The 18,258-nt window shown below is 44.9% G+C and carries 24 protein-coding genes; 2 read left to right on the top strand and 22 right to left on the bottom strand.

What is annotated here, in order from left to right; genetic code table 11:
• Positions 1 to 50: 50 nt before the first annotated feature.
• The 14 genes from yidD to MK370_RS05920 form a co-directional block, all read right to left on the bottom strand.
• Positions 51 to 305: a membrane protein insertion efficiency factor YidD gene (gene yidD, locus MK370_RS05985; protein ID WP_072074428.1), complete on the bottom strand. Its 255-nt coding sequence runs from the start codon at positions 303 to 305 to the stop codon at positions 51 to 53.
• A complete protein-coding gene (locus MK370_RS05980; protein ID WP_268684560.1) occupies positions 302 to 1,030 on the bottom strand; it encodes a pseudouridine synthase in 729 nt (242 codons plus the stop codon). The genes yidD and MK370_RS05980 overlap by 4 nt, the downstream gene beginning before the upstream one ends.
• On the bottom strand, positions 1,017 to 1,586 hold the full coding sequence (scpB, locus tag MK370_RS05975) for an SMC-Scp complex subunit ScpB (protein WP_268684559.1): 570 nt from the start codon (positions 1,584 to 1,586) through the stop codon (positions 1,017 to 1,019). The genes MK370_RS05980 and scpB overlap by 14 nt, the downstream gene beginning before the upstream one ends.
• Positions 1,579 to 2,289 (bottom strand): segregation/condensation protein A, encoded by a 711-nt coding sequence (locus tag MK370_RS05970; RefSeq protein WP_268684558.1) that lies wholly within the window; start codon positions 2,287 to 2,289, stop codon positions 1,579 to 1,581. Before MK370_RS05970 ends, scpB begins: the two co-directional genes overlap by 8 nt.
• A gap of 2 nt (positions 2,290 to 2,291) precedes the next feature.
• Complete coding sequence (gene xerD, locus MK370_RS05965) at positions 2,292 to 3,023, bottom strand: site-specific tyrosine recombinase XerD (protein WP_268684557.1); 732 nt, start codon at positions 3,021 to 3,023, stop codon at positions 2,292 to 2,294.
• The gene (cbpB, locus tag MK370_RS05960) at positions 3,020 to 3,481 is read right to left on the bottom strand and encodes a cyclic-di-AMP-binding protein CbpB (protein WP_004190581.1); all 462 of its coding nucleotides are present in this window, start codon (positions 3,479 to 3,481) and stop codon (positions 3,020 to 3,022) included. The genes xerD and cbpB overlap by 4 nt, the downstream gene beginning before the upstream one ends.
• Positions 3,478 to 3,999, bottom strand: coding sequence for a metallophosphoesterase (locus MK370_RS05955; protein ID WP_002905880.1), 522 nt, complete (start codon positions 3,997 to 3,999; stop codon positions 3,478 to 3,480). The genes cbpB and MK370_RS05955 overlap by 4 nt, the downstream gene beginning before the upstream one ends.
• Positions 3,978 to 4,982, bottom strand: coding sequence for a nucleoside-triphosphate diphosphatase (locus MK370_RS05950; protein WP_268684556.1), 1,005 nt, complete (start codon positions 4,980 to 4,982; stop codon positions 3,978 to 3,980). Before MK370_RS05950 ends, MK370_RS05955 begins: the two co-directional genes overlap by 22 nt.
• Positions 4,979 to 5,773, bottom strand: coding sequence for a glutamate racemase (gene racE / locus MK370_RS05945; protein ID WP_268684555.1), 795 nt, complete (start codon positions 5,771 to 5,773; stop codon positions 4,979 to 4,981). The genes MK370_RS05950 and racE overlap by 4 nt, the downstream gene beginning before the upstream one ends.
• Positions 5,774 to 5,872: 99 nt before the next feature.
• Positions 5,873 to 6,121, bottom strand: coding sequence for a YneF family protein (locus MK370_RS05940; RefSeq protein ID WP_002894600.1), 249 nt, complete (start codon positions 6,119 to 6,121; stop codon positions 5,873 to 5,875).
• A gap of 56 nt (positions 6,122 to 6,177) precedes the next feature.
• Positions 6,178 to 7,428 (bottom strand): diaminopimelate decarboxylase, encoded by a 1,251-nt coding sequence (locus MK370_RS05935; RefSeq protein WP_268684554.1) that lies wholly within the window; start codon positions 7,426 to 7,428, stop codon positions 6,178 to 6,180.
• A 104-nt stretch (positions 7,429 to 7,532) separates the two neighbouring features.
• The gene (locus MK370_RS05930) at positions 7,533 to 8,216 is read right to left on the bottom strand and encodes a Bax inhibitor-1/YccA family protein (RefSeq protein ID WP_268684553.1); all 684 of its coding nucleotides are present in this window, start codon (positions 8,214 to 8,216) and stop codon (positions 7,533 to 7,535) included.
• A gap of 25 nt (positions 8,217 to 8,241) precedes the next feature.
• On the bottom strand, positions 8,242 to 8,733 hold the full coding sequence (locus MK370_RS05925; RefSeq protein ID WP_268684552.1) for an HD domain-containing protein: 492 nt from the start codon (positions 8,731 to 8,733) through the stop codon (positions 8,242 to 8,244).
• Positions 8,734 to 8,777: 44 nt separating this feature from the next.
• Positions 8,778 to 9,518 carry a TrmH family RNA methyltransferase gene (locus MK370_RS05920; RefSeq protein WP_268684551.1) on the bottom strand — a complete coding sequence of 247 codons (741 nt, stop codon included), beginning with the start codon at positions 9,516 to 9,518 and terminating at the stop codon, positions 8,778 to 8,780.
• An 83-nt stretch (positions 9,519 to 9,601) separates the two neighbouring features.
• Here MK370_RS05920 and MK370_RS05915 point away from each other — a divergent pair, with 83 nt between their 5' ends.
• Both MK370_RS05915 and yidC read left to right on the top strand, forming a co-directional pair.
• Complete coding sequence (locus MK370_RS05915; RefSeq protein ID WP_002897016.1) at positions 9,602 to 9,880, top strand: acylphosphatase; 279 nt, start codon at positions 9,602 to 9,604, stop codon at positions 9,878 to 9,880.
• 81 nt (positions 9,881 to 9,961) lie between these two features.
• A complete protein-coding gene (gene yidC, locus MK370_RS05910; protein ID WP_268684550.1) occupies positions 9,962 to 10,885 on the top strand; it encodes a membrane protein insertase YidC in 924 nt (307 codons plus the stop codon).
• Between the two features lie 116 nt (positions 10,886 to 11,001).
• Here yidC and MK370_RS05905 read toward each other — a convergent pair whose 3' ends face one another.
• The 8 genes from MK370_RS05905 to murC all read right to left on the bottom strand — a co-directional run bounded on the left by MK370_RS05905 (position 11,002) and on the right by murC (position 18,251).
• A complete protein-coding gene (locus MK370_RS05905) occupies positions 11,002 to 12,237 on the bottom strand; it encodes a sensor histidine kinase (RefSeq protein ID WP_268684549.1) in 1,236 nt (411 codons plus the stop codon).
• On the bottom strand, positions 12,221 to 12,922 hold the full coding sequence (locus MK370_RS05900; protein WP_326845083.1) for a response regulator transcription factor: 702 nt from the start codon (positions 12,920 to 12,922) through the stop codon (positions 12,221 to 12,223). The genes MK370_RS05905 and MK370_RS05900 overlap by 17 nt, the downstream gene beginning before the upstream one ends.
• 4 nt (positions 12,923 to 12,926) lie before the next feature.
• Entirely contained in the window at positions 12,927 to 13,547 is a 621-nt protein-coding gene (locus MK370_RS05895; RefSeq protein WP_268684547.1) for a GTP pyrophosphokinase, read from the bottom strand.
• A gap of 153 nt (positions 13,548 to 13,700) precedes the next feature.
• Positions 13,701 to 14,183: a transcription elongation factor GreA gene (gene greA, locus MK370_RS05890; RefSeq protein WP_002894584.1), complete on the bottom strand. Its 483-nt coding sequence runs from the start codon at positions 14,181 to 14,183 to the stop codon at positions 13,701 to 13,703.
• Between the two features lie 144 nt (positions 14,184 to 14,327).
• Positions 14,328 to 15,827, bottom strand: a complete 1,500-nt coding sequence (mltG, locus tag MK370_RS05885) for an endolytic transglycosylase MltG (RefSeq protein WP_268684546.1) — start codon at positions 15,825 to 15,827, stop codon at positions 14,328 to 14,330.
• A gap of 62 nt (positions 15,828 to 15,889) precedes the next feature.
• On the bottom strand, positions 15,890 to 16,393 hold the full coding sequence (locus MK370_RS05880; RefSeq protein WP_268684545.1) for a GNAT family N-acetyltransferase: 504 nt from the start codon (positions 16,391 to 16,393) through the stop codon (positions 15,890 to 15,892).
• On the bottom strand, positions 16,393 to 16,905 hold the full coding sequence (locus MK370_RS05875; RefSeq protein WP_268684544.1) for a GNAT family N-acetyltransferase: 513 nt from the start codon (positions 16,903 to 16,905) through the stop codon (positions 16,393 to 16,395). The genes MK370_RS05880 and MK370_RS05875 overlap by 1 nt, the downstream gene beginning before the upstream one ends.
• Positions 16,906 to 16,916: 11 nt before the next feature.
• Entirely contained in the window at positions 16,917 to 18,251 is a 1,335-nt protein-coding gene (gene murC / locus MK370_RS05870; RefSeq protein WP_268684543.1) for a UDP-N-acetylmuramate--L-alanine ligase, read from the bottom strand.
• Between the last annotated feature and the right edge of the window lie 7 nt (positions 18,252 to 18,258).

Below are 18,258 nucleotides of genomic sequence, written 5' to 3'. Positions count from 1 at the left end.
GAAATATTCGGAAAATATAGATATATATAAAAGTCACACTAGATACTTATCTAGTGTGACTTTTTTCTTGAATTATTTCTTCTCAGGCTGAAATGGTCTGGTACAGGATCCTCTCCCGGCTGAGACCAGGGATGGCAGCGGAGAATGCGCGCCAAGCCCATCAAAACTCCTTTAGCACCATGCTTCTGGATAGCCTCTATCATATAGTTAGAGCAGGTGGGCCGAAAGCGGCAAGATGGAGGGAAAGCAGGCGATATGAAGCGTTGATAAAAGCGGACAGGAGCAATAAGCAGTTTCTTTATCATTTCTTGGTCTTGGTTACAGCCAGTGTATGCAGCTGGCTGACTTCTTTTTTACTGAGCTTACGATACTCACCAGGCTTGAGGCCAGTTAAGTCCAAATGACCAAAGCGAGTCCGTGACAGCTTATCCACCTGCAGTCCGACTGCCTGGAACATCTTCTTGACCTGATGGTTACGGCCTTCGTGGATTGTCAGCTGAACGACCGAACGATTTTTCGCCGGATCAACCTTGATAATCTCATAAACTGCTGGCTTGGTTTTGCGCCCCTCGATCTCAATACCGCGAATCAGAGGACGAAGAACTTCTTTATTGGCCAATCCTTTGACACGAGCCACATAGACCTTGTCAATCTCATTTCGGGGATGAATCATCTCGTCAGTAAAATCTCCGTCATTGGTCAGAATGAGGATACCAGAAGTATCCCAGTCCAAACGACCGACCGGATAAATCCGCTCCTTAACCTGAGGCAAGAGCTCCACGACTGTCTTACGACCCTTGTCATCACTGACAGAGGAAATGACCCCGCGCGGCTTATTGAGGAGGTAATAAACCTTCTCTTCGTTGTAGATAGGTCGGCCTTCTACTTCCACACGGTCGCCAGACTTGACGTTCGTCGCCAACTCACGTACTACTTGGCCGTTTATACTGACCTTCCCCTGCCTGATTAGCTCTTCTGCCTTACGGCGGCTGGCTATTCCAGCATGAGCGATGTATTTATTGATTCTCATCGATATCTGTCCTTTCAATAAAGAGCTGGCTTTCTTCAGCAACTAGCTCTGTTTCTTCGACAATCGGCAGTTCATCTAGGTGATTGATCCCCATATAGTCTAAGAAATAATCCGTTGTCACATAGAGATTCGGCCGGCCAATGACCTCTTTTTTGCCATCCTCTCGAACCAGTTCAAAAGCCAAGAGCTTGGCTAAAGCGCCGCTGGAATTAACCCCGCGGATGTCATCTATTTCTACCCTTGTAATCGGCTGCTTATAGGCAATGATAGACAAGGTCTCGAGGGCCGCCCGCGACAGACTTTGATTGATTGGCGCCCGTGAATAGGCCCGCAGAATCTCAGCAAACTCTGGCTTTGTGACCAGCTTGTATGTCTTTGAAGTTTCCAGCAGGGTCAGGCTAGAGTCTGGATTGACTTCATATTGCTCAGCCAACTTCTCTAAACTCTGAATAACCCCGGTCGGCGGCAAAGAAAGGATTTCTGCCAACTGATGAACCTTGAGTCCATCTTCTCCCGCCACAAAAAGCAGGGCTTCAATCTTTGCTAACTTACTCATTTCCTCTTCCTACTAAATAAATATTTCCAAAATTTTCTTCCTGAATGACTTGCACTTCCTGCACCTTGACCAATTCCAAGGTCGCCAGAAAGAGAGTAATAACTTCATTCATGTCCTTGGTCTCTGCAAAAATCTCCTGCAGAGCCAGACGTCTCTTATCAGCACAGCGCTGGCGCACCACTTCCATCATGTCCTCAATCTTATACTCGTCTCGCACAATGGTTGTATGACTTTTAGAAAACTCCTCTTGCTTCTTGGCGATAACTTTGGAAAAAGCCAAAAAAAGATCAATTGTTGACTTGTCATGCAGGAGCTCAGCGTCTTCATAAACCAGCTCCAGCTTGGGCTTAGAATAATAAAGCGCTCGGTCATCATGCTGGAGCGACATTTTCTCACCTAAGAGCTTGAACCTGCGGTATTCCTCAATCTGGCTCAAAAGGTCTTGCTCCAAATCATCTTCCAGCTCAGCATTATCCGCCACCTTAGGCAGAAGCTTGCGGCTCTTAATCAGCATGAGCTGGCTTGCCATGACCATATACTCGCCCGTCACTTCCAGCTTCATGGCCTGCAAAGTAGCCACATAAGCCAGATACTGCTCGATAACCTCCGTAATGGGAACATCATAAATATCCACCTGGTACTTAGATACAAGGTGGAGCAGCAGGTCCAACGGGCCTTCAAAATCTTTTAGTTTGATATCCATTTTTATCTGTATTTTTCTAGTGTAATCATGGTTTTCAGGCCCAAATCTTGGGCAATATCATAGAGACCAATCCCCTTCTCCCGCTGGCTCAAAATAAACTGCTCACGCAGGCTTTGGGCAGATAGACTGGCTTGTCCCTGCTCAATCAAGAAGGCCTCTAGCTGACGGAAGCCCCATTGACGAGAATAGGATTTACCGTTTTTCTCAAATAAATATGTGCCCGTCAGATAGTCTTCCAGCTCGCCCGTCAAGCTCTCAGGAATCTTGATGACCCGCTTCTGACCGGCCTTTTCAATCTTCAAAACCTGAAAGTCAAGATTGACATCTGCCACTCTGACCTGCAAAATCTCGCTGGGCAGCAAGCCCATTTCCAAGATAAGAAGAGCCATCAGCCGCCCCCTAGGAACGCTTGATTCCTGCCAAAAAGCAGACAGATCCAGCAGTTCATTTTCCTGCTCCTTCGATACGGAAACCTTGGGCAGGACCAAGCGGTGGAACTCCTCAATAAGCTGCTGCTGATAAAGGAAGTAGAGAAATTGATTGACTGCTGAGAGCTTCCGCTTCTGAACAGCTGCCTTAAAATCCTTGATAGAGGCTTGATAAATCCGCAGATTGGTCTCGGTAATCCGACCATGTACTTCCTCGATAAACTGCTCCAAATCATAAGAATAGGCAATTTTAGAATTTTCTGAGATGTTTTTTTGATTTAAAAACGGTCTAATGTATTCTTTCATTTTTTGCGAATTTCGTACTGCTTGCTAAAGCCGTGCAACAAAGAATTGACAGCTTTCAAAATGGATTTTCTAGTAATAATTCCGTAAAAATGCTGATCCTCGCCCACAACCGGCAGGAATGACTCGTCAACCAGCTTATGAAGCACATCTGATACAGTATAATCTGGCCCAACTGTCAAGTCGTCCATTTTGGTCATGTGGACGATGTCTGTCATCATGAATTCCTCTTCTGGCAAATCATGGCGCATACGATAAGACATGATGTCTGTCAGGGAAATCGTGCCAACAAACTTTTTATCTGCTGTCACGACTGGTACACGTGAGTAGGTCATCTGGCTCAGCAGTAGGATTGCATGATCCACATTATGGGTGTCAATCATAACCGCCAGATTTTCCCCAGGCGTCAAAAAAGTTTCTTCATGTTGTAGCAGATAGTCTTCAAATTCCTTAGCAATCATCGGCTAAACTCCTTGGACAAGCTTGGATAAAGTTCATGATTTCGCGTATAGTAATCTACTTTAAAGCGGTCATCATCAATCTCTACCTTAGCGTAGAGGCGTTCGTTGATCAGGCCACGTGGCTGGCTAATGGATCCCGGATTCAGAAAGAGCGTTTTGCCCTCCATTCGAGCATCTGGGATATGCAGATGGCCGTAGAGGCAGATGTCTGCATTAACCTCTTGCGCCCACAAATCCAGCTTTTGAAAAGAAAAGTTGATATGGAAGAGATGCCCGTGAGTCTGTGCAATAATGGTCCCCGCCAAATCCGTCACCAATCGTTCTGGATAGCCGTCGTAAAAGTCCATATTCCCTGCAACAACCTGAATCCCTTGCCATACCTCATCATCAGAAGGAAGCTCAGAGTCTCCGTTATGGAAAATCGCATCTACCTTTCCAATATAATGATTCCTAATTTCTTCTACAATAGCACGGTCGCCATGAGAATCACTCATGACTATAATGGTTTGCTTTGCCATGCTGGAAATACCTCCACTAATTTCTTAACTGCCTGAGCCCGATGGGATTGCGCATTTTTTTCTTCTATCGTTAGTTCGGCAGACGTTTTTCCTGTTTCTCCCACTAAGAACAAAGGATCATAGCCAAAGCCATTTTTCCCTTTTGGCTCATGGGCAATGTAGCCCGGCCAATCCGCTTCAACTACCAGAGACTCCCTGTCAGGACTAGCCACCACTAGGGTCGTATGAAAATGGGCCGAGCGATCCTTGATTTCAAAAACCATAGCCAACTCATGCAGCAGCTTGATATTGTTTTCATCATCTGTCGCGCCTACTCCAGCAAAGCGAGCCGACCAGACGCCAGGCAAGCCGCCTAAAACATCGACCTGCAGACCTGAGTCGTCAGCTAGCACCATTTTACCGGTCAGCTTACTGATGGTCTCCGCCTTGAGCCGCGCATTTTCCTCAAAGGTAGTTCCAGTCTCTTCCACTTCTGGCAGGTCAGGATAATCATTGAGATTTTCAACCTTGTAGCCCAGCTTATCAAAGAGTTTGCGAAACTCTGCTGTCTTACCTTCGTTGCGAGTCGCAATCAAGATGGTATCTCCAACAGCCATCTCTGACTCATGCCCCTGACCAAAAAAGTCGGTCATCTTAACTCCATCTTTAGACAGGAAGAAGACCTTACGCAGCAAGTCCTTTTCTGTAATCAGAATAGCCCCCTTATGACTGGTCGCCTTAAAATCCCGCTTCTTGCGGTCGTTAATCATATTGAGGACAAACTGGATATAGGACATGGGTGAGCCGTATTTGACCACAACTGTGGTAAAGGCGTTATATTCTTCTTCCAAATCCCGCTCAATCAGCTCGCTCAACTCTGCATCAATATGCTCCAAGAGCCTGTATGGGATGTCGTTGAAATGATAGCCAGCCTTACGAAAGCGAGTCCATTCTCCGATATACCAATTGTTCTCGTCAATGTATTCATAAATTTTATTTGTCATAAGCTTACATGCTCCACATTCACTTTCAGACCCAGCCAGCTTTCTGCAATTTCCGAAAAGCTCTTGGCATTGGCAGTTGTGTAAAATCGGTGATTGAGCTCCTGCTTTTCCCAACTGCGGTTGATTTCAAAGTAATTGAGCAGGACAGAAATATCCCGTACGCACTCTGCCCCGCTGTCGATCAACTTCACATTTGGTCCCATCCTATTTTGAATAATAGGTCGAAGCAAGGGATAGTGGGTACAGCCCAAGACCAGAGTATCTACTCGGCCAGCCAGAGGCTGCAGGGTTTCATAGACCACTTTTTTGGTAAGACTGGAATGAAGTTCATTGGACTCTACCAAAGGCACAAACTTAGGGCAGGCCAAACTTTCCACCTGCATCTCCGGTGAGAGCGCTTCAATCTTCTGACGATAAATATCTGAAGAAACAGTCATTGGAGTTCCAATAACACCGATGCGGCCGCTGGCAGTCGACTTAATAGCCGCGCTAGCCCCCGGCAGAATCACGCCTAGTACTGGAATATCGAGCTTTTCCTTCACTTCTTCCCAGACAACAGCAGTCGCTGTATTGCAGGCAATGACTATCATCTTAACATCCTTGGTCAGGAGGAAGTTGACCAATTGCCAGGTATAAGCGTGAATCTGCTCAGCAGGCCTAGGACCGTAAGGAGCCCGCGCCGAATCTCCAATATAAATGACCTCTTCGTGGGGGAGCTGCCGCATGAGCTCACGGACTACAGTCAAACCGCCCACTCCTGAGTCTAAAAAACCGATTGGTCGATTATCCATAAGGTCTTCTTTCTAAAACAAGGGACTGGAAGCCGATTCCAAATCCCCATTTTTTTTATAGATTTTCTCTGCTGGTATTAAAAGCCAGCCTCTAGAAAATTATTTTTTCTTTTTGCTCTTAGCAAGCGCAGCTTTCTGCTGGCTGATAATTTGACGATAGACTTGCTGTACTTTCGCTTCATTTGGCCGTTGACCGCTAGCGCTAAGCAAGGTCCGAACTGCTTCTACATTCAGACGCGGATTTTCTGCAAATTCCTTCTCAACTTGCCGACGAAGCAAATACATCCCCAAGATCACGCCCCCAGCAAATGCTGCCATAATCAAGAAAATTGCTAAAACTAAATTCATATCGAGAACTCCTCTATTTCCATTTTTACATTGCTCTTCATTATATCAAATTTTCTCTATTTTTCAAAATCAAAGCCATACAGTGTCGCAAAATAATCTTTTGGTTTTTCAGCCCGACGAATCATGCGAACATTGTCATCTTGTTCCAAGAGAATTTCGCTGGAGCGGAGCTTGGCATTGTACTGATAACCCATAGAGAAACCATGAGCACCAGTATCGTGAATCACCAGTGTATCACCGATTTGACTGACGGGAAGCGAGCGATTAATGGCGAATTTATCATTATTCTCACAGAGACTGCCGACAACATCCACAATCTCTGTCTCACTCTCAGACCGATCCATATTGGTAATGTGGTGATATGAACCGTACATGGCAGGACGCAGCAGATTGACTGCAGAGGCGTCCACTCCCAGATAGGTTCGGTAGGTTTGCTTCTTATGGGTAACCTTGGTGACCAGCAGGCCATAAGGTGCCAGCATAAAGCGGCCCAGCTCCGTATAAATCTTGACCTGTCCCAGGCCAGCTGGAGTTAGAATAGCTTCATAGGCCTGACGAACTCCTTGACCGATGATTGCAATGTCATTTTCCTCACCTTCAGGCTGATAATTAATGCCAACACCGCCAGATAGATTGATAAAGTCCAGCTCAACTCCTGTCTCAGCCACTACTTCTACAGCCAGTTCAAAAAGCTGACGGGCCAGTTCAGGATAGTAGTCATTGCTGACAGTATTAGAGGCCAAGAGGGCATGAATCCCAAATTTCTCAGCACCCAACTCCTTGAGCTCTTTGAAAGCCTGAATCAGCTGGTCCTTAGTCATACCAAACTTGGCTTCTTCTGGATTATCCATAATGCTGGTTCCTAGCTCAAAGACACCGCCAGGGTTGTAACGGCAGGAAATAATCTTTGGAATACCCGCTGACTCCTTCAAAAAAGCAACATCTTCATAGGCATCCAGATTGATAGTCGCTCCAAGGTCACGCGCAAACTGAAATTCCTCAGCTGGTGTGTTATTGGACGAAAACATAATATCCTGTCCAGCAAAGCCCAGCTTTTGGCTCATGAGCAGCTCAACATAGCTGGCACAATCCACCCCGCAGCCTTCTTCTTTAAGGATTTTTAAAATAGCAGGATTGGGAGTGGCCTTAACAGCAAAATACTCTTTAAAACCTGGATTCCAAGAAAAGGCCTCATGCAGGGCACGCGCTCTTTCCCGAATTCCCTTCTCATCATAAAGATGGAAAGGTGTTGGAAACTGCGCCGTAATCTCAGCTAGCTTTTCACGACTGACAAAAGGAGTTTTCATACTATTCTCTCTTTCTATTTGCTGGCTTTATTATACCATAAATCCATAGGAGAAACAAAAAGCACTGGAGCAAACGTCCAATGCTTGAGTATTATTTAGCTGAGTTATTTGTTTCTTCCAAAAATACGCAGCAAGCTGAGGAAGAGATTAATGAAGTCCAGATATAGATGCAGAGCCAGAGAAATTGCCCAGCCATTCCCTGGATTGCCATTGGTCTGCTCATAAACATAGCGGATCTTCTGATTGTCCCAAGCGATGAGCCCTGAGAAAATAAGGACACCAACGATACTGATGATAAAGTCCAAGCCACTGCTTCTCAAGAAGATATTAAGGAAGCTAGCAGCGATAATACCAATCAAACCGGCCATACAAGCTTTCCCTATTCCAGATAGGTCCTTTTTAGTCACCTTGCCGATGAAGCCCATAGCAAAGAACATAACGGTCGTTGTCAGAAAGGCTAAGAGAACAGTTGACTGAAGATACAGCGCCATGATAATACTCAGGGTAAATCCATTGATGGCTGAGTAGCCTAAAAACATAGGCAACGCCGCTGGGCTATTGCTCCGAGCAGTTCCAGATGCTACCAACACAAGGATAAACTCAACTGCAATAGCTGCATAGAAAATCCAAGTGGAGCCTGTCAGAACAGAGATAATAATGTCCTGAAAGAAGTTCAGCATCAAGAGGGACACGATTGCTGAGATTCCGATACCGACACCAACGATAGAATAAATCTTAGCATAGAAAGAATTAATATCTGATTGATCTTGAATAATAGAATGATTCATAGTTACTCCTTTTATAATAAAACATTTACGGTTTCAGCATCTTTCGATGAAAGAGCTTGCGATTACCGCCCTTGCGTCTCCAAGGTGCAGTCGCTTCCTTGACTGCCCAATATTTATCCACCATCGTCACAATATAAGACTCCTTATAGCGCGGCGGAGCAATGGTCGCCCCCCACATGTGCTTGATGATAATGTCCTCTTCGACCTTATTGAGCTTGGTAATCTTACGAGCATTGCGAACTGCCAGCCTGGGATGAACCCAAGCATGACTCTTCTTAAACTTGGTCACACGCCAATCATAGTAGAATAAGTCATGAAGCAGGGCACCGCGTGCTGTGCTGCGGGCATTCCAGCCAAATTTTTTGGCAATTCTGTAACTAGTATAACTTACATTGATAGAATGTTCAAGTCTATTGGAATGAATATGATGGGGAATTTCTTTCAGGCGCTGCACACTGGGCTTTTCAATCAAGTGTCCAACATAGGCCATAAATTCCTCGTCCTGTTTGTAAGGCATAGAATCACCTCCCTTGCCAACTATTATATCTCTTTTTCTGATTTTTAGCTTAAATGAAAGATTAAAATACCCGCAGCGACAGCAACATTGAGACTTTCTGCCTGTCCCTTCATGGAAATATGGACCAGAACATCAGCTGCTGCCGTCATTTTTGGACTAATTCCCTGCCCTTCATTGCCCATGACTAGGACAAAGCTCTCTTTGCTGTCCACCTTTCTATAGTCAATAGACGCAGACGACAAGGTCGACGCTAGAATTGGCAGACTGGAAGACTGAGCCAGCCTAATAAAATCAGCTGTATCTATCCGATAAACTGGCAGATGGAAATGGCTCCCCTGCATAGAGCGCAGCGTTTTTAGGTTATAGATGTCTGCCGACGAGCTAGAGATGAAAACCCCGTCAAAGCCAGCTGCATCCGCGGTCCGAATGATGGTACCGACATTACCTGGATCCTGAACATCCTCCAAGAAAAGATAGCGTCCATTTAACTCCGCCGGTATTTCTTCCCTTTCAAAAGCCACTTCTGCGACAATGCCCTGTGGCGTCTTACTATCAGCCAAATCTGCTAAAATCTCTGGACTGACAAAGATTGCCTGAGAAAAATCAGCTAATCGCTCTGCGTATTCCGCTAAAGCAAAAATCCGAATCAGCTCTGCCCCGCTGCTGAAAGCTTCCTCAAATAGATGCCATCCCTCAATCAAATAAGAATCCTTGCGGTATTTTTTGTGATGAAGTTTTTTAGCTTTTTTTACCACATTATTGGCTTTTGAGGTTATAATATTCATAAGAACATTATACCACAATTTAGCAGACTTGCACTCATACTGAGGTCTTAAATCCCTCGGTTTGCTCACTAAAGGAGGACGCCATGCAGAAAGTAAAAATGATAGCCCAAGGACGAGTACAAGGGGTTGGATTCCGCTGGGGAGTTTATTCTCTAGCGCTGGAAATCGGAGGTATTACCGGCCGGGTCTGGAACAACGACGACGGTACTGTTGGCATTCTGGCTCAGGCTGATGACCCAGCTCTGATGGCCAAATTTATCCAAGAAATCCGCAAGGGACCGACACCTTTTTCTAAGGTCAGTTATTTGGATGTGACCATGGCTAATTTCGACTCCTATCCTGACTTTAAAATTTCAAATTAGGTCTGCAGAACTATTGTATATTTTGCAAAAAAACAGTAGAATAGATAGGTATTATTTTTTAGAAACAAAGGATATGAACTCGTGAAACATTTCAAACGCTTTTTATTCTCCGGTATGGGACTGGCTGCGCTTCTTTTCCTGTCCGGCTGTGTGGGCCGCGACAAGGCCGGTAATCCTTCTGGTCTGATTTGGGACGTGATTGGTCAGCCTATGGCGGATGGTATCCAATTTTTCGCCAAGAATTCAGGTCTGGGTTATGGTCTGGCAATTATCATCGTTACGCTCATCGTGCGGATTATCATTCTGCCGCTGGGAATCTATCAGTCTTGGAAGGCGACGCTTCAGTCTGAAAAGATGAATTACTTTAAGCCAATTTTTGCCCCAATCCAAGAGCGAATCAAAAATGCTGAGACTCAGGAAGAGAAAATGCGGGCTCAGCAAGAACTGATGGCTGCTCAAAAAGAAAATGGACTCAGCATGTTTGGCGGTATAGGCTGTCTGCCTCTGCTCATCCAAATGCCTTTCTTCTCTGCTCTCTTCTTTGCAGCCCAGTATACTCAAGGGGTTGCGGGCAGTTCCTTCCTCTGGATTAACGATTTAGGCAAAAGCGATTGGGCTTTGACCGCCATTGTCGGTGTCCTCTACTATATCCAGTCAGTGCTCTCTCTGCATGGTATTGAAGATGAAACTCAAAGAAACAGCATGAAACAAGCTTCTTATATGAGCCCTATCATGATTGTTGGTTTCTCATTCTTCTCTCCTGCCGCAGTCACTCTCTACTGGGTAGTCGGTGGATTCATCCAAATCATCCAGCAATTTATCATCAACTACATTATTCGACCTCGCTTGAGAAAACAGGTAGCAGAGGAATTTGAAAAAAATCCTCCTAAAAGCTTGAAAAAAGCTAGCCGGGCTAAAGATGTTACTCCAAAATCTCAGCCGGCTATTGAGCAAAAGAACAAAAAGAAAAAGAACCGCAATGCTGGTAAGCAACGGTCAAGATAAAGAAAAATTCTTCTAGCTAATACTAGAAGAATTTTTTTAATCTCGAGTAAGAATCGGCGTAACCGATACAAAAAGCTCAGCAAACAAAGCAATAACTGATGAACGAGGTGACTCTATCACAATAAAACAGTAAAGCCAATCAAGCCTTTCTTATATGAAACCCAAATCCTGCCCTTGAAAATCCGCACTAGACTTTCTGCCATGGATAGGCCAATCCCGTAGCCAGGCTGTTTCTGATTGTGCGATTCGTCTTCACGATAGAAACGGTCAAAGAAACGGCTGTAATCAACATTTTTGCCGTCCGCGTAACTATTAGCCACCGTCAGACGGGCTCGTTTCCCGCGCTTAGCCTTGGTCAGGGTGACAAAAATTTGCCCATCTTCGTCACAATACTTGCAGGCATTGTCAATCAGAATGCTAACCAATTCATAAAGTTCATCTTCAGTTGCCTTGACATAGATATCTTCCTGCAGCTTGATCTCATACTTCTTGCCTGCCTTCTCGATGACAGACTTGAAGTTCCCAGCCACTTTTTTGACAACTTCTGAGAAATTCACATCTACCAAGGTAACATCTGGCTGCTCTTCCAGACGGGCCAGAACGACCATTTGATTGATTAGATTACTGAGACGCTTGACCTGGTCCTTGGTACTTTCTGTCCATTCATTTTCGCCAGTCATCAGCTCTTGCAGCTCCGTATTGGCTGAAATAATGGCCAATGGCGTCTTCAATTCATGTCCCGCATTGGTAATGAAACGCTTTTGGTTTTCATAGTTTTTGATATAGGGACGGATGGCAAAGTTGGAAAATCCAGACACGACTAAGACAAAGAAAATAAAGCTATAGAAGCATAACTGGATGGACAGCCAGAAAAAGTCATTGCGGCTTTCGAGATAATTAGTCGAATCTAAGACCACCAGTAAATAGCGCTTGGTCTTGGAATCCTGCGTTATCTGGTAGGAATAAAATTGACTGCCTACCTTAAAAACCCCACTGCTGCGGCTGTCCTTAATCACTTTATTTGCATAACTGAGCGCCTGCTCCTTCGATAGATTGGACAGATGGTCCAAGTTAGAGGAGTAAAGTGTTTTGTCTTCCTTATAGACCACGCTAAAATAGCGGTATTGGTAGATGGTATCAATGGTGATACGGTCGTTTTGCAAGCTTTCAGCTGTTTCTTCTACACTGGGAAAATCTCCATTATTGGCAGATAAAATATTGAGAACGGCTTGGATTTCTCCGTTGGTCTGCAGAAAGCGAACGGAGTTTAAGACAGCAATCATGGTTAGCAAAATACAGACAATAGCCGCCGAAGCCAGAAGAATGAACCGAATTTTAAGCTTCCGAAACATGGCCATCTCCTTCCAGCGGCACCAGAGTGAAACTACCGCCTTCCTCACCCAAGATAGCAAGATCAGCATGGATGGCCTTCAGCTTCTGACGCAAATAGGAAATATAAATCCAGACGAATCCTTCGTCCAAATCCTCATCCTCGTCTTTGGCCCAAACATGACGAAAGAGTTCTTGAGTGGAAAGACTCTTCTGGGCATTAAGCATGAGAAATTCCATCATTTTAGATTCCTTACCAGCTAAGCGAATAGAGTTGGAGCTAATGAGTTCATGCTCTCCGACATTGAGGCTGGTTTGGCCAATCTGCAGCAAATTGGGGGTGAACGTCGCTACTCGTCTAGACATAGAGCGTAGGCGAGCCAGAAGCTCTTTCAGAGAGAAGGGCTTGGTCAGATAATCATCTGCACCGGCATCCAGCCCTGTGACCTTGTCATCCACCTCTGACATAGCTGTCAGCATGATAACATGGGTCGTATTGCCGGTTTGGCGAATTTCTTTCAGCGCTTCAATTCCTGTCTTGACCGGCATCATGATATCCAGAATCATCAAATCATAGGCATTTCCCTTGGCCAAGTCCACAGCTTCTTGCCCATCAAAGGCTGTATCGACTTGATAGCCTTCATGGGTCATCGCCGTTTCCAAGACACGGGACAGCTGTTGCTCATCTTCAGCTAATAAAATCTTCATCATCTCACTCACTTTCTCGAATCAAATTGCGGATGGTCTGCATGGTCACATCACAGGAAGCCAGCTCATCTGCACAGCGTTTCAGCTCGCGGACAATCCGCTTGCTGTCTTTAATCTCATGCTTGTACTTCATCTGATGCTCTAAGCTGGCCCAAGAATCCATAGCAATGGTCCGAAGCTGGATTTCTACAAAATAGCGGCCGGGATTTTGACCATGACAGTCCTCATAAGGAGTCTCCACCTCTAATATCAAATGGTAGGAGCGATATCCATTAGGCTTGGCAGCTCGGATATAATCCTTTTCCAGAACAATCTCATAGCCCTCCAGCTGACGAAGCACCTCAATCGTCTGATAGATGTCCTCGATAAAACCGCAAACAATCCGAATCCCAATCGCATCACGAATTTCTTTCAGGGCAGACTCTGGCGCCCTAGGCAGATTCTTGCGTCGACATTTCTCTTCCATACTGGCTGCCTGCTTGACCCGTGCATTAAAATGCTCAAAAAGCTTCTGCCCCGTTTCCTGCTTGACTCGATCATTAGCTTCTTGAATACGCTGACTAAGATCCTCTAAAATCTTGGGCAGATAGACGCCGTATTTCCCATAAATATCTTGCTCTTGCATACAGTTCTCCTACTTTTCTAGCTTATTCTCATTATAGCATAACCATCTGTCTTCTCTCTATTTTTCCCCTGCTCTTCTTATCTAGCCTACACTCTCTGTCTTAAAAGAAACGAAAAAAGAACCAGTCTTCTAGCCAGTTCCCTTTGGTATTTATTAAACGGTTTTTTCAACCTTGAGAATTTTAACGTCGTAGCTGCCAACCGGTGTTTCGACTGTTGCAGTATCACCTGTTTTCTTGCCAATCAAAGCTTGTCCAATTGGGCTTTCATTGGATACCTTACCTGCGAAAGCATCTGCACCAGCAGAACCAACGATAATGTAGACTTCCTCTTCGCTTTCGCCTACTTCTTGGATGGTAACTGTTTTTCCGATAGCTACTTCATCCTTGGCTACAGCGTCACTGTTTACAATCTCAGCGTAGCGGATCTTGGTTTCCAGACTAGAAATCTGTCCTTCCACAAAAGCCTGTTCGTCCTTAGCAGCTTCGTATTCACTATTTTCTGACAAATCGCCGTAGGAGCGGGCAATCTTAATACGTTCTACCACTTCTGGACGACGCACCAATTTCAATTCTTCTAATTCTTTTTCTAGTTTTTCCTTTTCCTCTAGGGTCATAGGATAAGTTTTTTCAGCCATTTTTTCTCTTTTCTTTTATTTTATTTATTTTAAAACTAAAACAAGAGGCTGAGACAAGACTGTATCAGTCCCTTTTTTATATAGCAGGACTGAGAAAGCTAGAACTAAATGCACTAGCTTTCTCTTATCTGCAATGATAGCAGTCTAATTAGAACTGCTGCTGGATTGAGTGAGCTTGCTGTTGACATGCTCCTCAACATTTTTAGCGTGTTCCTCATAAGTATTGGCGAAGTAAACAGCGCCTGTTTCAACATTTGCCACAAAGTAGAGGTAGTCCGTCTTACTTGGGTTAATGGTAGCTTCCAGAGCTGACAGGCTCGGACTATCAACTGGTCCAGGCATAAGCCCTTCTTTTTTATAGACATTGAAAGGCGAGTCAATATTGGTATCAATCTCAGCGTCCTCTTTCAGAGTCGTTTTCTTTCCTAGCTTGCCTTGAGCATAAAGGATAGCGATATTACTCTGAAGCGGCATCGCTTGATTGAGACGATTATAAAATACGCTGGCAATATCTTTGCGGTCCTGGTCTGTCGAACCTTCTTTTTCCACTAGAGAAGCAAGTGTCAGAACTTCATTAACAGTTAGGTTCTTCGCTTCGATAGTAGGGTAGTAAGAAGACAGATTGGTATTCATTGCGCCCAACATCTGGTCAATCAAGCTTTCCAGATCTGCATCCTCACCATAGTTATAAGTGGCAGGGAAGAGGTAACCTTCTAAGCGGTACTTGACTCCGCTGTCCTTGCTTGGCAATGTGCCCAGCAGCTGTGGATATTTAGCCGCCATCTTGGAAATGAAAGCTTCATCCTGCACCTTAGCTAGGAAATCGTCCTTACTAAAAGGTGTCTTACTAGTCTTCTTAGAAGTTGCAGCTGCATTAACCGTCACAGCCTCTGCAATCTGCTCCAGTGTATAGCCTTCAGGAATAGTAACCTTACCAACAACTGGTGGTTGCGGTGTATCCGTTCCACCTTCCTGAAGTTGCCGAGCAATGGTATCTAGGTCCATACTCTTCTGGAGATTGTAATAGCCAGACTGGTAATTGTTAAAGCTTTTAATCTTAGAATACAGACTAAAAACTTGGGCATTTTTAATCAGCCCCTTTTTCTCAAGGATTTCTCCAATCTGCTTAGAGCTTGAGCCTTCTGGTACTTCAACTGTCACATACTCTGTTGCGTTTGCATCAACAGGTTTAAGTGCTGAAGATACATAAGTATAGCCGACAACTCCTGTGACCATAAGTCCCAGCAGGACAATCAGCAGAACAGTTGTCATAATTCTGCGGGCTAATGTATTTTGGCGTTTTTTCTTGACCGTGTTGTTAGCCCGATTAGCCCGAGATAAAACCTCATTGGGTTTCTTATCTTCCTCATCCACTCGGCCATAGACCTGAGGGTGAGCCTTTTCATTCTCTGCAACCTTGTAGGAAACATCTACCGAAGCCGGTCTAGCTTCAAAGGCATCCGCAGCTGCTGTTTCTTTTGCAGAAGCAGAGTCCGCTTCTGACTGGCTAGTTGAAGAGGGAGTTTGTTCTTCCTTTTCTCCAGCTAAGTCTTTCAAAATCTGCTCTTTAAAGCTCAGATTCTTCTCTTTGTCTTGTGATTTTTCAGTCAAAAATTTGACCTCCTTCATCATAATCCCTAACATTATATCTTAAAAGTCAGATAAATGCAATAAGAGTAGGATTTTCTAGCTTATTATTGGTCTTTTTACAGTTTGAGACTAGGATTTTCCCAGACCATATCAAACCAAGTGGCACCTGCGTAAGTTGATTGTGACAAACCTTCGTTAACAAAGGCGTGTTTTTCATAGTAGGTTGTCAGGTAATCATGGCAAGTCAGATTGATACCATGGCGTTCATCTTCTATAGCAATCTCTTTCATAGCTTCCAGTAGCTTGCGACCGACCCCCATTCCCTGAGCATCTTTCGAGATAGAAAGGCTGGTCAGAGAGATAAAGCCACCGTCCAGATGACCATAATCTTCAATCTCCTCTGTAAAGGAAATATCCTTTAAATAACGTTCTGGACGGACAGGTCCCTCCAGATAGCCTAGAATCTTACCATCCTTTTCCGCCACCAAAAAAGTCGAAGATAGGGTTTGGATATGTGCTGCTAGACTTTCGCGGCTAACAGCCTCTTCTGGACTGAAATTTTCCAATTCGATAGCATAAATAGCATCTAAGTCAGCCTTTTGAGCTTGACGGATAATCATCACTTCTCCTTAAAATTGGGATTTTCCCACACCATATCAGACCAAACAGCTCCACCATGAGTTGAGTCAGAAATCCCTTCGTGGACGAAGCCATTCATCTCATAATAAGGTATCAGGTCATCATGACAGGTTAGGCTAATGCCCTGTCGATTTTGCTGAACAGCTGTCTCCTTGAGAGCTGCAAGCAACAAGGTTCCGACCCCCTGCCTCTGAAAATCAGGATGGACGGACAGACTTTGAACGGCAACGAAGCCACCTTCTGGAGGATTAGCACCCACCTTGCTAAAGAGGCCATCTGTCAGATATCGCTCCTGAACAGCTGGTCCAACAATATAGCCTGCAAGTTGACCATGCAGCTCTGCTAGCAAAAAAGTATCTGGAATCTGCTCAATCCGCTCTTTGATAACTTCGGAACTGGCTGCTTCTGCTGCTGGAAAATTTAGCTGTTCAATTGCAAGAATTTCTTCCCAGTCGCTCAAGTCAGCCTGTCTGATTCGAATCGGTGCTTCCATCAAGTCTCCTTCTACTGAACGTTGCTGGTCAGATTGGACAGGAGACGTTCAAAGGAATATTCATAGGTCTGGATGTCTCCAGCTCCCATAAAGACATAAACGGCATTATCGTGGTCAAGAAGTGGAGAAACATTGTCCGCATCAATGACCTTGGTCCGCTTCACAATCTTTTCAGCCAAATCTTCGACCTTAACATCACCATTGTCCACCTCACGTGCAGAACCGTAAATCTGAGCTAAATAAACTGAGTCAGCCTGATTTAGGGCTTCCGCAAATTCGTCCAAGAGAGCAATGGTCCGAGTGAAGGTGTGCGGCTGAAAGATTGCCACGATTTCCTTGCTTGGATACTTCTGACGGGCTGCATCCAGAGTTGCGATAATTTCCGTTGGATGGTGAGCAAAGTCATCAATGATAACTGTTTCGTTGACAATTTTCTCTGTAAAGCGGCGCTTAACTCCGCCAAAAGTCTTGAGGTGTTCCCGAACTAGATTCAGATCAAGACCTGCAGTATACAAGAGGCCGATGACTGCTGTCGCATTCATAATGTTGTGGCGGCCAAAGCTTGGAATTTGGAACTCACCCAGCTCTTGCCCGCGGAAAGAAACTTTAAAGCCTGAACCGCTGGTAGAACGCAAGAGGTCGTGAGCGACAAAGTCATTGCCTTCTTCCTTGAACCCATAGTAGTAAATCGGAGCCTTGGACGTAATCCGACGTAGCTGCTCGTCTTCTCCATAAATGAAGAGTCCCTTAGTAATCTGCTTGGCATAGTCATTGAAAGCGTTAAAGACATCTTCTAGGCTCGTGAAATAATCCGGATGGTCAAAGTCGATATTGGTAATGATCGAATATTCCGGATGATAAGGCATGAAATGACGCTCGTACTCGTCTGACTCAAAGACAAAGTACTTGGCATTGGCAGAACCTCGGCCAGTACCATCTCCAATCAGATAGCTAGTATCCGTGATATTGGAGAGAACGTGGGAAAGAATCCCCGTTGTAGAGGTCTTCCCGTGGGCACCAGCCACTCCCAAGCTGACAAAGTCACGCATGAAGCCACCTAAAAACTCATGGTAGCGTTTATAGCCAATACCGTTTGCGTCTGCATAGGCAATTTCTACATTGTTATCTGGACGAAAGGCATTGCCGGCAATGATTTCGAAGTCTGGCTGGATATTCTTTTCATCAAAAGGCAGGATGGAAATGCCAGCCTGCTCTAGACCACGCTGAGTGAAATAATATTTATCAACGTCACTGCCCTGAACCTTATGGCCCATCTGGTGCAGCATCAAAGCCAAAGCGCTCATACCAGAGCCCTTAATCCCGATAAAATGATAGATTTTCGTCATGATTACT

Origin of the sequence: Streptococcus sanguinis, from assembly GCF_026781265.1 — a bacterium.
Taxonomy (GTDB): Bacteria; Bacillota; Bacilli; order Lactobacillales; family Streptococcaceae; genus Streptococcus; species Streptococcus sanguinis_T.
The sequence above is the reverse complement of the archived record's forward strand: the minus strand, read 5'-3'. Positions and strand labels throughout refer to the sequence as shown.

What these genes read in the sequence shown, in the direction of transcription:
- mltG (WP_268684546.1), bottom strand. Translation starts at nt 15,827, where the DNA reads ATGTTAGGGATTATGATGAAGGAGGTCAAATTTTTGACTGAAAAATCA.
- MK370_RS05905 (WP_268684549.1), bottom strand. Translation starts at nt 12,237, where the DNA reads ATGTTTCGGAAGCTTAAAATTCGGTTCATTCTTCTGGCTTCGGCGGCT.
- MK370_RS05970 (WP_268684558.1), bottom strand. Translation starts at nt 2,289, where the DNA reads ATGGATATCAAACTAAAAGATTTTGAAGGCCCGTTGGACCTGCTGCTC.
- MK370_RS05915 (WP_002897016.1), top strand. Translation starts at nt 9,602, where the DNA reads ATGCAGAAAGTAAAAATGATAGCCCAAGGACGAGTACAAGGGGTTGGA.
- MK370_RS05900 (WP_326845083.1), bottom strand. Translation starts at nt 12,922, where the DNA reads ATGAAGATTTTATTAGCTGAAGATGAGCAACAGCTGTCCCGTGTCTTG.
- racE (WP_268684555.1), bottom strand. Translation starts at nt 5,773, where the DNA reads ATGGATAATCGACCAATCGGTTTTTTAGACTCAGGAGTGGGCGGTTTG.
- murC (WP_268684543.1), bottom strand. Translation starts at nt 18,251, where the DNA reads ATGACGAAAATCTATCATTTTATCGGGATTAAGGGCTCTGGTATGAGC.
- MK370_RS05935 (WP_268684554.1), bottom strand. Translation starts at nt 7,428, where the DNA reads ATGAAAACTCCTTTTGTCAGTCGTGAAAAGCTAGCTGAGATTACGGCG.
- MK370_RS05950 (WP_268684556.1), bottom strand. Translation starts at nt 4,982, where the DNA reads ATGACAAATAAAATTTATGAATACATTGACGAGAACAATTGGTATATC.
- greA (WP_002894584.1), bottom strand. Translation starts at nt 14,183, where the DNA reads ATGGCTGAAAAAACTTATCCTATGACCCTAGAGGAAAAGGAAAAACTA.
- xerD (WP_268684557.1), bottom strand. Translation starts at nt 3,023, where the DNA reads ATGAAAGAATACATTAGACCGTTTTTAAATCAAAAAAACATCTCAGAA.
- cbpB (WP_004190581.1), bottom strand. Translation starts at nt 3,481, where the DNA reads ATGATTGCTAAGGAATTTGAAGACTATCTGCTACAACATGAAGAAACT.
- MK370_RS05980 (WP_268684560.1), bottom strand. Translation starts at nt 1,030, where the DNA reads ATGAGAATCAATAAATACATCGCTCATGCTGGAATAGCCAGCCGCCGT.
- MK370_RS05895 (WP_268684547.1), bottom strand. Translation starts at nt 13,547, where the DNA reads ATGCAAGAGCAAGATATTTATGGGAAATACGGCGTCTATCTGCCCAAG.
- MK370_RS05930 (WP_268684553.1), bottom strand. Translation starts at nt 8,216, where the DNA reads ATGAATCATTCTATTATTCAAGATCAATCAGATATTAATTCTTTCTAT.
- scpB (WP_268684559.1), bottom strand. Translation starts at nt 1,586, where the DNA reads ATGAGTAAGTTAGCAAAGATTGAAGCCCTGCTTTTTGTGGCGGGAGAA.
- yidD (WP_072074428.1), bottom strand. Translation starts at nt 305, where the DNA reads ATGATAAAGAAACTGCTTATTGCTCCTGTCCGCTTTTATCAACGCTTC.
- MK370_RS05920 (WP_268684551.1), bottom strand. Translation starts at nt 9,518, where the DNA reads ATGAATATTATAACCTCAAAAGCCAATAATGTGGTAAAAAAAGCTAAA.
- MK370_RS05955 (WP_002905880.1), bottom strand. Translation starts at nt 3,999, where the DNA reads ATGGCAAAGCAAACCATTATAGTCATGAGTGATTCTCATGGCGACCGT.
- MK370_RS05880 (WP_268684545.1), bottom strand. Translation starts at nt 16,393, where the DNA reads ATGATTATCCGTCAAGCTCAAAAGGCTGACTTAGATGCTATTTATGCT.
- MK370_RS05925 (WP_268684552.1), bottom strand. Translation starts at nt 8,733, where the DNA reads ATGCCTTACAAACAGGACGAGGAATTTATGGCCTATGTTGGACACTTG.
- MK370_RS05940 (WP_002894600.1), bottom strand. Translation starts at nt 6,121, where the DNA reads ATGAATTTAGTTTTAGCAATTTTCTTGATTATGGCAGCATTTGCTGGG.
- MK370_RS05875 (WP_268684544.1), bottom strand. Translation starts at nt 16,905, where the DNA reads ATGGAAGCACCGATTCGAATCAGACAGGCTGACTTGAGCGACTGGGAA.